11 protein-coding genes are annotated in these 13822 nt (G+C 64.4%); 5 read left to right on the top strand and 6 right to left on the bottom strand.

Going from position 1 to position 13822, the window contains the following annotated elements:
- Positions 1-276: 276 nt before the first annotated feature.
- Positions 277-1383 carry a GlxA family transcriptional regulator gene (locus GA645_RS28415; RefSeq protein WP_152227726.1) on the bottom strand — a complete coding sequence of 369 codons (1107 nt, stop codon included), beginning with the start codon at positions 1381-1383 and terminating at the stop codon, positions 277-279.
- A gap of 373 nt (positions 1384-1756) precedes the next feature.
- Positions 1757-3133, bottom strand: coding sequence for an L-serine ammonia-lyase (locus GA645_RS28410; RefSeq protein ID WP_152227724.1), 1377 nt, complete (start codon positions 3131-3133; stop codon positions 1757-1759).
- A 342-nt stretch (positions 3134-3475) separates the two neighbouring features.
- Between GA645_RS28410 and GA645_RS28400 the strand changes: the two genes are divergently transcribed.
- From GA645_RS28400 to choV, 4 genes are all read left to right on the top strand, one after another.
- Positions 3476-4402, top strand: a complete 927-nt coding sequence (locus GA645_RS28400) for a choline ABC transporter substrate-binding protein (RefSeq protein ID WP_152227720.1) — start codon at positions 3476-3478, stop codon at positions 4400-4402.
- Between the two features lie 241 nt (positions 4403-4643).
- Positions 4644-5582, top strand: coding sequence for a choline ABC transporter substrate-binding protein (locus tag GA645_RS28395; RefSeq protein WP_152227718.1), 939 nt, complete (start codon positions 4644-4646; stop codon positions 5580-5582).
- Positions 5583-5636: 54 nt separating this feature from the next.
- Entirely contained in the window at positions 5637-6476 is an 840-nt protein-coding gene (gene choW, locus GA645_RS28390; protein ID WP_152227716.1) for a choline ABC transporter permease subunit, read from the top strand.
- 5 nt (positions 6477-6481) lie between these two features.
- Positions 6482-7660: a choline ABC transporter ATP-binding protein gene (choV, locus tag GA645_RS28385; RefSeq protein ID WP_152227714.1), complete on the top strand. Its 1179-nt coding sequence runs from the start codon at positions 6482-6484 to the stop codon at positions 7658-7660.
- Between the two features lie 400 nt (positions 7661-8060).
- On the opposite strand, the gene GA645_RS28380 is transcribed toward choV, so the two are convergent.
- From GA645_RS28380 to GA645_RS28365, 4 genes are all read right to left on the bottom strand, one after another.
- Positions 8061-9068 (bottom strand): alpha/beta fold hydrolase, encoded by a 1008-nt coding sequence (locus GA645_RS28380; RefSeq protein WP_152227712.1) that lies wholly within the window; start codon positions 9066-9068, stop codon positions 8061-8063.
- Between the two features lie 289 nt (positions 9069-9357).
- Positions 9358-10224, bottom strand: coding sequence for a helix-turn-helix transcriptional regulator (locus GA645_RS28375; protein WP_152227711.1), 867 nt, complete (start codon positions 10222-10224; stop codon positions 9358-9360).
- Between the two features lie 53 nt (positions 10225-10277).
- Positions 10278-11696, bottom strand: coding sequence for an aminotransferase (locus tag GA645_RS28370; RefSeq protein ID WP_152227709.1), 1419 nt, complete (start codon positions 11694-11696; stop codon positions 10278-10280).
- A gap of 92 nt (positions 11697-11788) precedes the next feature.
- Positions 11789-12892 (bottom strand): polyamine ABC transporter substrate-binding protein, encoded by a 1104-nt coding sequence (locus GA645_RS28365; RefSeq protein WP_152227707.1) that lies wholly within the window; start codon positions 12890-12892, stop codon positions 11789-11791.
- Positions 12893-13089: 197 nt separating this feature from the next.
- Between GA645_RS28365 and GA645_RS28360 the strand changes: the two genes are divergently transcribed.
- Positions 13090-13737, top strand: a complete 648-nt coding sequence (locus GA645_RS28360; protein ID WP_152227705.1) for a TetR family transcriptional regulator C-terminal domain-containing protein — start codon at positions 13090-13092, stop codon at positions 13735-13737.
- Positions 13738-13822: the final 85 nt, after the last annotated feature.

The raw sequence follows: 13822 nt of genomic DNA, 5'->3' as shown, positions 1-13822 counted from the left end.
TTCCGACATTGTTTTCTGGGTGATTCCCCTTCGGGCCAGCGCAAGCGCTGTTCGCGATGAAGCCGCGTCCCGCGTTCGCGGGGATGACGTGTGCGGAGGATGGTGCATAACACCTTCACTCCCGCGAACGCGGGACAGCGCTTGCGCTGAACGCACTTCAGTGCGGCCCGAAGGGTGAGCGGAGCGAATAGCCTAAAAGACAGTTGCTCCTACGTGGGTATCAGGGCATGAAAAAGGGAGGCCGGTGGCCTCCCTTTTTGTTTGCGCAGTGGGTGCTTACAGCACGCGCACGCTGGCGAAGGTGGATTCGCCCTGGGCCTGGCTGAGGGCGGAGATGGCCGAGGAGTTGGGCATCAGGGCGAGGTCCTGCGGGATTGGCATGACCATGACCGGTTGGCCGATGGGCTGGCCCTGGCGTTCGTCGCGCGGCGGGATGCCGAAGTATTCGCGGTAGCACTTGGAGAAGTGCGGGGTGGAGACGAAGCCGCAGACCGAGGCAACCTCGATGATCGACATGGAGGTCTGCTTGAGCAGCTGGCGCGCGCGGATCAGGCGCAGCTTCAGGTAGTAGCGCGACGGCGAGCAGTGCAGGTACTTCTGGAACAGGCGCTCGAGCTGGCGGCGCGAGACGTTGACGTACACGGCCAGTTCGTCGAGGTCGATGGGCTCTTCGAGGTTGGCTTCCATCAGCGCGACGATTTCCTGCAGCTTCGGCTGGTTGGTGCCGAGCATGTGCTTGAGCGGCACACGCTGGTGGTCCTGTTCGTTGCGGATGCGTTCGTAGATGAACATCTCGGAGATAGCGGCGGAGAGTTCGCGGCCATGCTCGCGACCGATCAGGTGCAGCACCATGTCCATCGGCGCGGTGCCGCCGGAGGAGGTGAAGCGGTTACGGTCGATGGAGAACAGGCGGGTGCTCATGGCCACGCGGGGGAAGGCTTCCTGCATGGCGGCCAGGCATTCCCAGTGTACGGAGCAGTCGTAGCCGTCGAGCAGGCCGGCGCGGGCCAGGGCCCAGCTGCCGGTGCACACGGCGCCCAGCTTGCGGCCGTGGCGGGCCTGGGCCTGGAGGAAGGTGACGTGCTCGCGGGTGACGCTGCGCTGGATGCCGACGCCGCCGACCACGATCAGGGTGTCCATCTGCGGGGCGCTGTCGCAGGACGCGTCGGGGGTGATCTGCAGGCCATCGCTGGCCCAGACCTGGCGGCCGTCGAGGCTCAGGGTGTGCCAGCGGTAGAGTTCGCGACCGGAAAGCTGGTTGGCCATGCGCAGCGGTTCCACCGCCGAGGCCAGGGAGATCAGGGTGAAGTTGTCCAACAGCAGGAAGCCGATGGACTGCGGAGCTCGGTTTTGCGGGGGAACTCCGGGGTTGAACGCATTCATTCGATCACCTCACGCTAGTCACAGTCGCCTCTTTGGAGGCGTTTCTTATGCTTGTTTTCTGCTCGGGAAATTCGCCCTGGGCGTTCCCGTGGCTGTTCCTCTGCGTATAGCAAGGCAAATGCCATGCCTACATTGATTGACCGTTCAATAAAAAAAGAAAACGGCATGGGAATGCCGCTTTTAACGGGCCGGATTGCGACCCGCTGCAGGTCGCAAATACGCATGGGGAGGGGGCTGGGGATTTCGGTAGCACTCGCCGGTCACGCGGCCGGCGGTGCATTGCGCCAAACGGTAACGCTCGCTGGGGGATTAGTACGAGCGTCCATCTGCGCCAGAATGTGGCGTTTTCAGGATCGGGTGGTCGATTTTGGGGTCAGCACTCGATGCTGCTGACGGCCAGGCCGCCGCGGGAGGTTTCCTTGTATTTGTCGTGCATGTCGGCGCCGGTGTCGCGCATGGTGCGGATCACCTGGTCGAGGCTGATGAAGTGCTGGCCGTCGCCGCGCAGGGCCATCTGCGCGGCGTTGATGGCTTTCACTGCGGCGATGGCGTTGCGCTCGATGCACGGCACCTGGACCAGCCCGCCGACCGGGTCGCAGGTCAGGCCGAGGTTGTGCTCCAGGCCGATCTCGGCGGCGTTCTCCACCTGCTCGGGGCTGGCGCCGAGGACTTCGGCGAGACCCGCCGCGGCCATGGCGCAGGCCGAGCCGACTTCACCCTGGCAACCGACTTCGGCGCCGGAGATGGAGGCGTTCTTCTTGCACAGGATGCCGACGGCGGCGGCGGCCAGGAAGTAGTTGGTGACGTCGTCGTCGCTGGCGTCGGGATTGAAGCGCATATAGTAGTGCAGCACCGCCGGGATGATTCCCGCCGCGCCGTTGGTGGGCGCGGTGACCATGCGTCCGCCGGCGGCGTTTTCCTCGTTCACCGCCAGGGCGAAGAGGTTGACCCATTCCATGGCGGAGAGGGTGGAGCCGATGACGTTGGGCTTGCCGATTTCCTGCAGGCTGCGGTGCAGGCGCGCGGCGCGGCGTTGCACGTTGAGGCCGCCGGGGAGGATGCCTTCCTGGTTGAGGCCGCTGCTCACGCAGTCGCGCATGGCCTGCCAGATGACTTTCAGGCCCTCGCGAATATCGGTTTCGCTGCGCCACATGCGCTCGTTGGCCATCATCAGCTCGGACACGCGCAGGTTATGGCGGCGGCACAGGGTGAGCAGTTCGGCGGCGCTGGAGAAGTCGTAGGGCAGGACGGTGTTGTCGGTGTCGAGGCTGCCGGAGGCGGCCTGTTCTTCGTCGACGACGAAGCCGCCGCCGATGGAGTAATAGGTGTCGCTGTGCAGCTCACCGTCGTTGTCGAACGCGGTCAGGCGCATGGCGTTGGGGTGGTAGGGCAGGTTCTCGTCGAGCAGGCGCATGTCGCGCACCCAGTCGAAGGCCACGGCGTGGGTGCCGGCCAGCAGCAGTTCGCCGGATTCGCGCAGGGCCGCCATGCGCGGCTCGATCTGCTGCGGGTCGATGCGGTCGGGCCATTCGCCCATCAGGCCCATGATGGTTGCGCGGTCGGTGCCGTGGCCGACGCCGGTGGCCGACAGCGAGCCATACAGGCGGACTTCCACACGGCGGGTGCGTTCGAGCAGCCGGCGCTCGCCCAGGGTGCCGACGAACAGCGCGGCGGCGCGCATGGGGCCTACGGTATGCGAGCTGGAGGGGCCGATACCGATCTTGAACAGGTCGAACACACTGATTGCCATGCCGGACTCCGAGCGGGCTGCGCATCCTGCGAGGGTGGGGGATGGGGCACGTCCGTGTGCCCGCGTTGCGCAGTCATCATCGACCCAAGCGGTGGCGCGGCCCCTTCCGGCACCGACTTGGCCATATCCAAAAGCGCCGTGGGCGATTGGCCGCGAGGCGCGGCGGCGCTAACGCCGGAGCTGGTGTTCCGTCGGCGACGAGAGCATGTCTGGCAACGACATTCGGTGCTCGGACGTCGATTGGTCGATAGGCGTGGGATTGGGCCTTGTTCCATGATCCGACCCCGACGAACGGTATCGGACCGTGCGCGCCCCCTTTCTCCGCAGTCAGAGGCTGGTCTCATGAAGAGTCTTGTGTCGTCGCTGTTGGCGTTATCCGTGGTACTGCCGGGCGTTGCCCGGGCTGCCGAGCCTGAATCCTGTGCCGTCGTGCGTTTCGCCGACGTGGGCTGGACCGATATCACCGTCACCACGGCGGTTACCCGCCTGGTGCTCGCCCACCAGGGCTACCGTACCCAGGTCGTGCGCCTGTCGGTGCCCGATACCTACAAGGCCATGTCGGAGGGCAAGATCGACGTGTTCCTCGGCAACTGGATGCCGAGCATGGCGAACGACATCAAGCCTTACGCCGACAAGGGCACGGTGGAAACCGTGCGGGCCAACCTCGAAGGTGCCAAGTACACCCTGGCGGTGCCGCAGTACGCCTATGACGCGGGGCTGAAGAGCTTTGCCGACATCGCGAAATTCAAGGACCAACTGGGCGGCCGCATCTACGGCATCGAGCCGGGCAACGACGGCAACCAGCTGATCCAGAAAATGATCCGGGAAAAGGCCTTCGGCCTGGGCGACTTCAAGCTGGTGGAGTCCAGCGAGGCCGACATGCTGGCCTACGTGAAGCGCGCCGGGGCGCTGAAACAGCCGATCGTGTTCCTCGGTTGGGAACCTCACCCGATGAATACGCGTCTGCAAATGAAGTACCTGGAGGGCGGCGATGCCTACTTCGGGCCGAATTATGGCGGCGCCACGGTCTTCACCAACGTCAGGGCAGGCTATCTTCAGGAGTGCCCGAATGTTGCGCGGCTGCTGAAGAACCTGAAGTTCGACCTGGCGATGGAGAACCAGTTGATGGATGCGGTGCTCAACGAGCGGCACAATCCGCGTCAGGCCGCCAAGACCTGGCTGAAGGCCAATCCGCAGATGCAGGACGTGTGGTTGCAGGGTGTCGCACCGAGTGCTTCGCAGGGGTCGAAGGCCGTTGCCAACGACTGACGGCGACCCGCGCAGGTCGCCTGGACCGGGCCTTTGGATTGGATGCGACATGCCTGGTGCTGAATGCGACTTCGCCTGCACTGGTTGCGACGCACCCGGTATGCGGCGAATTTTTCCTGTTCCATGATCGATCACGAAATGACAAGAAAAGGGCCTGAATCTCCGGCCTTACCAATAAAACAAGAAACCGCCGCGCCCACTGCGGGACGCGTCGGCGCCCCATCCGCAGAGGAGTACGTCCATGAAAGGTTGCAAGTCTTTGCTGCTGGCTGTGTCCATTTGCGCGCCGCTGGCGGTTCAGGCCGCTGAACCTGAGTCGTGCGGCACGGTTCGCTTCTCCGACGTCGGCTGGACCGACATCACCGTGACCACGGCTACCACCCGCCAGGTGCTCGAATCGCTTGGCTACACCACCAAGGTGACCATGCTGTCCGTACCGGTGACCTACAAGTCGCTGGCGAACAAGGACATGGACGTATTCCTCGGCAACTGGATGCCGAGCATGGCCAACGACATCAAGCCCTACACCGACAACGGCTCTGTGGAAACCATTCGGGCCAACCTTGAAGGTGCCAAGTACACCCTGGCGGTCACCCAGGCGGCCTATGACGGCGGCCTGAAGAGCTTCGCCGACATCGCCAAGTTCTCCGACAAGCTGGAGAACAAGATCTACGGCATCGAGCCGGGCAACGACGGCAACCGCCTGGTCCAGGGCATGCTCGACAAGAACCAGTTCGGCCTGGGCAAGTTCAAGCTGGTCGAGTCGAGCGAGGCCGGCATGCTCTCGCAGGTCGGACGCGCCGACCGCCGCAACCAGTGGATCGTGTTCCTGGGCTGGGAACCGCATCCGATGAACACCCGCTTCAAGATGAAGTACCTCGAAGGCGGGGATGACGTATTCGGCCCCAACTACGGCGGCGCGACCATCTACACCAACGTCCGCAAGGGCTATGTTCAGGAATGCTCCAACGTCGGCAAGCTGCTGACCAACCTGACCTTCACCCTGGACATGGAAAACAAGCTCATGGACGCCGTGCTCAACGGGGGCAAGAAGCCCGAAGAGGCGGCCAAAGCCTGGTTGAAGGACCATCCGGAACTGCTCGACGCCTGGCTCGCCGGCGTGACCACCCGTGACGGCAAACCGGCCTTGGCGGCAGCCAAGGTGGCATTCGCGAAATAAGTGCCGAAGAAATTGCCGTTGGCCGATTCCTCAAGCTTCTGATGGGCCCGCATTATGTTTCTGACTGACCACAAGCTCCCGCTGGGTGCACATATCGCCGCCTTCGTCGAATGGCTCACCCAGCATGGCGCGGCTGTTTTCGACAAGATCTCCGACACCCTTGAGTTCCTGATTCACGCTGTCACCAACAGCCTGCTCTGGTTCAACCCGCTGGCCCTGATCGCGCTAATGGTAATTGTGGTGTTCTACATCCAGCGCAGCTGGGGCCTGGCGGCGTTCGCCCTGGCCTCGCTGCTGCTGATCCTCAACCTGGGGTACTGGCAGGAAACCATGGAGACCCTGGCGCAGGTGATCTTCGCCACGGTCGTGTGCATTGCCATCGGGGTGCCGCTGGGCATCCTGGCGGCGCACAAGCCCTGGTTCTACACCGCGCTACGGCCGCTGCTGGACCTGATGCAGACGGTACCCACCTTCGTCTACCTGATCCCCACCCTGACCCTGTTCGGCCTGGGTGTGGTTCCGGGTCTGATCTCCACGGTGATCTTCGCCATCGCCGCGCCCATCCGCCTGACCTGCCTGGGTATCCAGGACGTGCCGGCGGAACTGATGGACGCCGGCAAGGCCTTCGGTTGCTCGCGCTGGCAGCTGCTGACCCGTATCGAACTGCCCCACGCCATGCCCAGCATCGGCGCCGGGGTCACACAATGCATCATGCTGTCGCTGTCGATGGTCGTCATCTCCGCGCTGGTGGGTGCCGATGGCCTGGGTAAACCGGTGGTCAACGCGCTCAACACGGCGGACATTTCCCTCGGCTTTGAGGCCGGTCTGGCCATCGTCCTGCTCGCCATCCTGCTCGACCGGGTGTGCAAGCAACGTTCGCTGCGGGGGAGGTAAGCACTATGTCGGCGATTCGATTCGAACATGTGGATGTGATTTTCGGCACCCACACCAAGGAAGCCATCAAGCTGCTGGACCAGGGCATGGGCCGCGAGGAAATCCTCAAGCGCACCGGCCAGGTACTGGGTGTGGAGAACGCCAACCTCGACGTCAACCGCGGCGAAATCTGCGTGATGATGGGGCTCTCCGGCTCGGGCAAGTCCAGCCTGCTGCGCTGCATCAACGGCCTCAACCGGGTCAGCCGCGGCAAGCTCTTGATCGAGCATGAAGGCCAGCAGGTGGACATCGCCAACTGCTCGCCGGCAACGCTCAAGACCATGCGCACCAAGCGCATCGCCATGGTGTTCCAGAAGTTCGCCCTGATGCCCTGGCTGACCGTGGCCGAGAACATCGGTTTCGGCCTGGAGATGCAGGGCCGCCCGGCGAACGAGCGCAAGAAGGTGATCGACGAGAAGCTGGAGCTGGTCGGCCTGTCGCAATGGCGCGACAAGCGTCCGGACTCGCTGTCCGGCGGCATGCAGCAGCGCGTTGGCCTGGCCCGCGCGCTGGCGATGGATGGCGACATCCTGCTGATGGACGAGCCCTTCTCCGCGCTGGACCCGCTGATCCGCCAGCAGCTGCAGGATGAACTGCTGGTGCTGCAACGCCAGCTGCACAAGACCATCGTCTTCGTCAGCCACGACCTGGACGAGGCGCTGAAGATCGGTACGCGCATCGCGATCATGAAGGACGGCCGCATCATCCAGCACGGCAAGCCCGAGGAAATCGTGCTCAGCCCGGCGGACGACTACGTGCGTACCTTCGTCGCCCACACCAACCCGCTCAACGTGCTGTGCGGTTCGAGCCTGATGCGTGGCCTGGACCAGTGCCGCCGTCAGGCCGACGAGGTGTGCTTCGACCAGGGCCGCGACTGCTGGCTCGGCTTGACCGAGACCAACCAGATCAAGGCCGCGCGCCTGGGCAGCAACATCATCGACCTGCAGCAGTGGCAGCCGGGCGATCCGGTGGAGAAGCTCAAGCACGAGCCGACCCTGGTGGACGTCAACATCCGCATGCGCGATGCGCTGCAGATCCGCTACCAGACCGGCCACAAGCTGGTGCTGCAGGAAAAAAGCCGCGTGGTGGGCGTGCTCGGCGACAGCGAGCTGTACCACGCGCTGCTGGGCAAGAACCTGGGCTGACGGGGCTCGGGGGCACTCGACGCCGGCTCGCCGTGAGGGGAGCCGGCGTTTTTATTTGGGCTGAGCGTCGCGGTGTCTTTCGTAGGAGCGAGCTTGCTCGCGCGCCCCTCGATCCTGCAGGCCGGGCCCGGTGTCTGTGCTGGCCCTCACTCTAACCCTGACTGCGCGCCCCACTCCTGAACGAGAGGGGACCGATCAATGCAGGAGGAGAGCTTGGCGCCAGCCGGTACGGACAGCACCCTCTCCCTTTGGGAGAGGGTCGGGGTGAGGGGCGGCCGCGCGACAGAGTCAGTCGGACGCAGCGACGCAGGATGGGTAGAGCCGCGCGAAACCCATTGATCTGGTGCAGCGACAGCATGGGTTTCGCTGCGCTCTACCCATCCTACGGTTCTCTGGGATTTCAGTGCTTGAGATCAGCCAGCCCCTTGAGCAGCGCGTCGTTGAAGCGCTTGGGGTCCTGGATCTGCGGCGCGTGGCCCATGTCGTCGAACTCGACCAGGGTGGCGTTGGGGATCGCCTTGGCGGTCTGCTTGCCCAGTTCGGCGTAGTTGCCCAGCTTGTCCTTGAGCTCGGGCGGGGCGATGTCCTTGCCGATGGCGGTGTTGTCCTTGGTGCCGATCAGCAGCAGGGTCGGCATCTTCAACTGGCCGAATTCGTAGACCACCGGCTGGGTGAAGATCATGTCGTAGAGCAGCGCCGAGTTCCACGCCACGCGCTCGTGGCCGGTGCCGTTGAACAGGCCGGCGAGCATGTTTACCCACTTGTCGTACTCCGGCTTCCACTGGCCGGCGTAGTAGGTCGCCTGTTCGTACTGGCGGATGCTGTCGGCGCTGGTCTTGAGCTCGCGCTCGTACCACTGGTCCGGGGTGCGGTAGGGCACGCCGAGGGCCTGCCAGTCTTCCAGGCCGATGGGGTTGACCATCGCCAGCTGCTCGACCTGCTGCGGGTACATCAGCGCGTAGCGGGTGGCGAGCATGCCGCCGGTGGAGTGGCCGAGCAGGGTGACCTTGCCGACCTTCAGGTGGTCCAGCAGGGCGTGGGTGTTGCTCGCCAGCTGGCCGAAGCTGTACTGGTAGCGCTCGGGCTTGGTGGACTTGCAGAAGCCCACCTGGTCCGGCGCCACGACCCGGTAGCCGGCGTTGCTCAGTGCGGCAATGGTGCTTTCCCAGGTGCCGGCGCAGAAGTTCTTGCCGTGCAGCAACACCACGGTACGACCGTTGGCCTGCTGCTTGGGCTTCACGTCGATGTAGGCCATGTGCATGTGATGGCCTTGGGAGACGAAGCTGTAATGGCCGACCGGAAACGCGTACTGGAAACGCTCCAGTTCGGGACCGTAGGTGGGCTTGGTCTCGGCGGCGTGCAACGGCAGGGTGGCGGCCAGTAGCAGGGCGGGTAGCCAGTGGCGCATCGGGTAGCTCTCCTGGTGGTGGGGCACGGATCAGACAGCGGGAAATAGCATAGGTTGGCAGATTTTCTCAGCCGGCGCTGCATCGGCTGAGTTCGATGCGTTCTCGATCCACGACTATTCCTGCACGGCGGCCGGGCCGGGTGCAGGGCGGATGACGCTCTGCGTTATACGCCGTTTTGACTGGGTTCCCGATCACGTTGGGACTGAACTCGGAGCTGGGTTTACGGGTGCTTCGAATTTGCACGTGACGTTGACGATGAGCCGGGTGAAACGGTTGTACGCCCTAGGTTCAGGCAGCGGTCACGCCGCCGGTGAGCCAGTCGATGAACAGCGAGAAGAGTTCGGCCTGGGAGTTGATCTCCAGTTTGGTGTAGAGGTGCTTGCGGTGCATGCGCACCGTTTCCGGGGAGATGTCGAGCACCCGCGCGCTGGATTTCACCGAGTGGCCACGCAGCAACAGGTGGGCGATTTCCCGTTCGCGCTCGGTCAGGAGATCGGCGCCGAAGTTCATGAAGGCGGCGCGGATGTGCCGGTTCAGCGGCGCCTGGGCCGCTTGCGCGTTGCCCTCGCCGCGACCGGCAAGCAGCAGGTCGAGGCCGCCGTTGCGCTCGAACTGGAGGATCAGCTCGCGCACCAGTGGCAGGGCGCCGGCCAGCAGGTCCAGCTGGGTCTCGCTGAAGCGCGCGCCGCTGCGGCCCTGGTAGAGGCACAGGGAGACCTTGCGCTGCGCGCCCAGGTCGATGATGAAGTGGCAGTCCTCGGTGCAGCCGAACTTGAGGTAGTAAGTCTTGTAGTACTCGCTGGCGAAGAAGTCGTCCGGGGCGATGTCGGCCAGCGGGTAGAAGCCTTCGGTGAGACCGTCTTCCATGGCCAGGCAGAAGGGGTCGAGCAGGTAGCCGCGGGCGTAGTAGCGATCGATCAGCCCTTCGTGGTGTTCCGGGACTATGCCGCGCTGGTACAGCGGCTGCGGCGGCTGGCCGCGTTGTTCCAGGCCGAGCATCACCGACTCCACCGGCACCAGGCAGTCCAGCGCCTCGGCCAGGCGTTCGACGAAGACGACGTCGCCGACGCTGCCCATGGCGCGCGCCAGCCCCGCATGCCAGGCATGCAGGGCCGGTGCGTCGGACGATTCGCTCAGTGCTTGGGATTCGCTCATACCCGGCAGTCTAAAGGGCTGCCGGGGTGTAGGCAAAATCCTCGGATCGCTCATCAGTTCCCCACGTAATCACCGCTGCGCTTGAGGTCTTCGGCGGCCTCGAGGATCGACTCGCGCAGGGTGTCGACGATCTCGTCGACCTGCTCGCGGGTGATGGTCAGCGGCGGCGACATCACGTTCAGGTGCACGATCGGCCGGACCAGCAGGCCACGAGCCTGGGCGCGCAGGTGGATCTTCTCGCCGATGTTCAGCTCTTCGGGGAAGAGCGCCTTGGTGCGCTTGTCGGCAACGAATTCGACGCAGGCCATCAGCTTCTGGCAGCGCACGCTGCCCACCAGCGGCAACCCGGCCAGCTCCTGCAGGCGCTGCTCCAGGTAGGTGCCGACATCCTTGACGTGCTCCAGCAGGTTTTCGCGCTCGATGATCTCGATGTTCTTCAGCGCCGAGACGCAGCTCACCGGGTGCCCGCTGTAGGTGAAGCCGTGGGCGAAGCAGCGGCCCTTGTCGGCTTCGCCGATCACCTTCCAGATGCGGTCGGAGAAGATGCACGCGCCCAGCGGCAGGTAGCCGGAGGTCAGGCCCTTGGCGGTGGTGATGATGTCCGGCTGCATGCCGAACACGTCCTCGGAGGCGAAGAAGGCGCCGAGGCGGCCGAAGGAGGTCACCACTTCGTCGGCGACGTAGAGCACGTCGTACTGCCGGCAGACCTCCCACATGCGCTTGTGGTAGCCCTTGGGCGGGATGATCACGCCGCCCGAGCCCATGATCGGCTCGGCGAAGAAGGCCGCCACGTTGTCGACGCCCAGCTCCAGGATCTTGTCTTCGAATTCCTTGACCAGGAATTCGAGGAAATCGCTTTCGGTCATCCCTTCCGGCGCGCGGTAGGGGTTGGGGCAGGAAATGTGGTGGATGTAGTCCTTGAAGAAGTCGAACTCGGCCGGGTGGTCGGCGACCTTGCCGCCCAGCGACATGGTGAGGAAGGTCGAGCCGTGGTAGGCGTTGACCCGGCTGATGATGTGCTTCTTGGCGTGCTTGCCGCGGCAGTTCTGGTAGTACTGGATCAACCGGTAGGCGGTGTCCACGGCGGTGGAGCCGCCGGTGGTGAGGAAGACGTGGTCCAGGTCGCCCGGCGCAAGTTCGGCGAGCTTCTCGCAGAGCTGGATGGCGGTGACGTTGGCCATGTCGCAGAAGGGATTGGAGTAGGCCAGCTGGCGCACCTGTTCGGCGATGGCGTCGGCCATTTCCGCACGACCCAGGCCGATGTTGGTGCACCACATGCCGCCCACGGCGTCCAGGTAGCGATTGCCCTTGGTGTCGTAGATGTAGGCGCCCTCGCCGGCGGCGATGTTCAGCGCACCGTTGACCCGGTGGTCGTCGAACACGTGGTAGCCGTGCATGTAGTGGGCTTTGTCGGCGGCGACCAGCTGCTCGTCGTTGAACTGGGCGAAGAAGGCTGGGGTTGGGGTGTTCATCGTCTGTACCTTTCGTCTTTCGGTTATTCGTGGGGGGAGAGCCTTCTCCCCGTGCCCCGGCGCTCAGGCCGGGGCGGGTTAGTCGCGGTCCGTCAGGTTCCGGTTTTCACAGCGGCCCAGGTGCGGGTGATCAGGCGGGTGGCCTTGGGGTCCTGCACTTTCTGGGTGAACAGTCGGGCGCGGGTTTCGGCGTCGGGGTAGATCGCCGGGTCGTTGCGCACCGCGTCGGTGAGCAGCGGGATGGCGGCGGCGTTGCTGGAGGCGTAGCGGATGTAGTCGCTGACGCCGGCGGCCACCTTGGGCTGGAGCATGAATTCGATGAACTTGTGGGCGTTCTCCACGTGCGGCGCGTCGGCCGGCATGTAGAAGTCGTCGAACCAGATCAGCGAGCCTTCCTTGGGCACGAAGTAGCCCAGCTTCACCTTGGCGCCAGCTTCGTCGGCGCGGGCCTGGGCGGTCGCGTAGTCGCCGGACCAGGTCATGGCCATGCACTGGTCGCCGTTGGCCAGGCCGTTCAGGTAGCTGGTGGAGTCGAACTTGCGGATGTACGGACGGATCGATTGCAGCAGGTCCTGGGCGGCTTTCAGGTCCTCGGGGGCGGCGCTGTTCGGGTCGCGCTTGAGGTAGGTCAGGGCCAGCGGGATCACGTCGGTGGGCGAGTCGATGATGGTCACGCCGCAGTCGGCGAATTTCGATACGATCTTCGGATCGAACAGCATCGCCAGCGAGCCGATCGGCGCATCCGGCATGCGCTGCTTGATCTTCTCGATGTTGTAGGTGATGCCGTTGCTGCCCCAGGTGTAGGGCGCCGAGTACTTCACGCCCGGATCGTAGTGGTCCAGGTGCTTGAGCACGTCCGCATCGAGGTTGTTCCAGCTGGGCAGCCGGGACTTGTCCAACGGCTGGAACACGCCCGCTTTCAGCAGCGGCGGTACCAGGGCGGCGTTGAGCACCACCAGGTCGTAGCCGGAGCGGCCGGGCAGCAGCTTGCCCTGCACGGTTTCGTAGGAGTCGAAGGTGTCGTAGACCACCTTGATCCCGGTAGCCTTCTCGAAATCGGCAATGGTGTGTTCGCCGATATAGTCCGACCAGTTGTACAGCCGCAGCGTATTGGCGCTACTGCTTTCTTCCCCGTGACCCAGTGCCGGCAAGGTCGCCAGTGCCGCGCTGAGTACTGCAGCGAGGGTTTTCTGCATGTCAGTCCACCTGTTGTTGTTGTGTTCGCTGATGGGGCCACTCTCGGCCAGCCCCGGTTGGCGGACCATTCCCCGAACGGGTAGGTAGGATCCGTCGACGTTTCGACGCACCGGTCGAAGCAACTACGGACCCTGGGACTGGCATCTTGTCGAACAATCGTTCAGATTCTCCCCATCCCCTACCCGGAATCACAGGAATGAACCAGGAAGTCCGCTTTTCCCGACTGGAGCCCGAACAGCGCAAGGCGCTACTGATCGAGGCGACGCTCGCCTGCCTGAAGCGCCACGGTTTCCAGGGCGCGTCGATCCGCAAGATCTGTGCTGAGGCCGGGGTCTCCGTGGGGCTGATCAACCACCACTATTCGGGCAAGGACGAACTGGTGGCCGAGGCCTACCTGACCGTGACCGGGCGAGTGATGCAGCTCTTGCGCGAAGCCATCGCCGAGGCGGCGCCCGATGCCCGCGCACGGCTGTCGGCGTTCTTCCGCGCGTCGTTCTCCGCCGAGCTGCTCGACCCGCAGCTGCTGGATGCCTGGCTGGCGTTCTGGGGCGCGGTGAAGACCGCCGAGGAGATCAACAAGGCGCACGACCATTCCTACGGTGAGTACCGCTCGTTGCTGGCGCAGGCGCTGAATGAGCTGGCGAAGGAGCAGGGCTGGTCCGACTTCGACGCCGAGCTCGCCGCCATTGCCCTGAGCGCCTTGCTCGACGGCCTGTGGCTGGAGTCCGGGCTGAACCCGAACACCTTCACCCCGGAGCAGGGTGTGCAGATCTGCGAGGCCTGGGTCGACGGCCTGCAGCAGGGTGGTCGGCAGCGCTTCAGCCGTGCGGCGGCGGCCTGTTGATCGATTGTTCAGCGATCGGTAACCTGCTGCGTCCGCAGGACCGGTCCTACAGACCTCTCTAGACTAATAACAAGAATTGCCCCGC

The organism is Pseudomonas sp. SCB32 (assembly GCF_009189165.1).
Taxonomy (GTDB): Bacteria; Pseudomonadota; Gammaproteobacteria; order Pseudomonadales; family Pseudomonadaceae; genus Pseudomonas.
The sequence above is the reverse complement of the archived record's forward strand: the minus strand, read 5'-3'. Positions and strand labels throughout refer to the sequence as shown.

Excerpts from the sequence above, each read along its gene's own strand:
- GA645_RS28415 (WP_152227726.1), bottom strand. The coding sequence starts at position 1,383 with ATGAATGCGTTCAACCCCGGAGTTCCCCCGCAAAACCGAGCTCCGCAG.
- GA645_RS28410 (WP_152227724.1), bottom strand. The coding sequence starts at position 3,133 with ATGGCAATCAGTGTGTTCGACCTGTTCAAGATCGGTATCGGCCCCTCC.
- GA645_RS28400 (WP_152227720.1), top strand. The coding sequence starts at position 3,476 with ATGAAGAGTCTTGTGTCGTCGCTGTTGGCGTTATCCGTGGTACTGCCG.
- GA645_RS28395 (WP_152227718.1), top strand. The coding sequence starts at position 4,644 with ATGAAAGGTTGCAAGTCTTTGCTGCTGGCTGTGTCCATTTGCGCGCCG.
- choW (WP_152227716.1), top strand. The coding sequence starts at position 5,637 with ATGTTTCTGACTGACCACAAGCTCCCGCTGGGTGCACATATCGCCGCC.
- choV (WP_152227714.1), top strand. The coding sequence starts at position 6,482 with ATGTCGGCGATTCGATTCGAACATGTGGATGTGATTTTCGGCACCCAC.
- GA645_RS28380 (WP_152227712.1), bottom strand. The coding sequence starts at position 9,068 with ATGCGCCACTGGCTACCCGCCCTGCTACTGGCCGCCACCCTGCCGTTG.
- GA645_RS28375 (WP_152227711.1), bottom strand. The coding sequence starts at position 10,224 with ATGAGCGAATCCCAAGCACTGAGCGAATCGTCCGACGCACCGGCCCTG.
- GA645_RS28370 (WP_152227709.1), bottom strand. The coding sequence starts at position 11,696 with ATGAACACCCCAACCCCAGCCTTCTTCGCCCAGTTCAACGACGAGCAG.
- GA645_RS28365 (WP_152227707.1), bottom strand. The coding sequence starts at position 12,892 with ATGCAGAAAACCCTCGCTGCAGTACTCAGCGCGGCACTGGCGACCTTG.
- GA645_RS28360 (WP_152227705.1), top strand. The coding sequence starts at position 13,090 with ATGAACCAGGAAGTCCGCTTTTCCCGACTGGAGCCCGAACAGCGCAAG.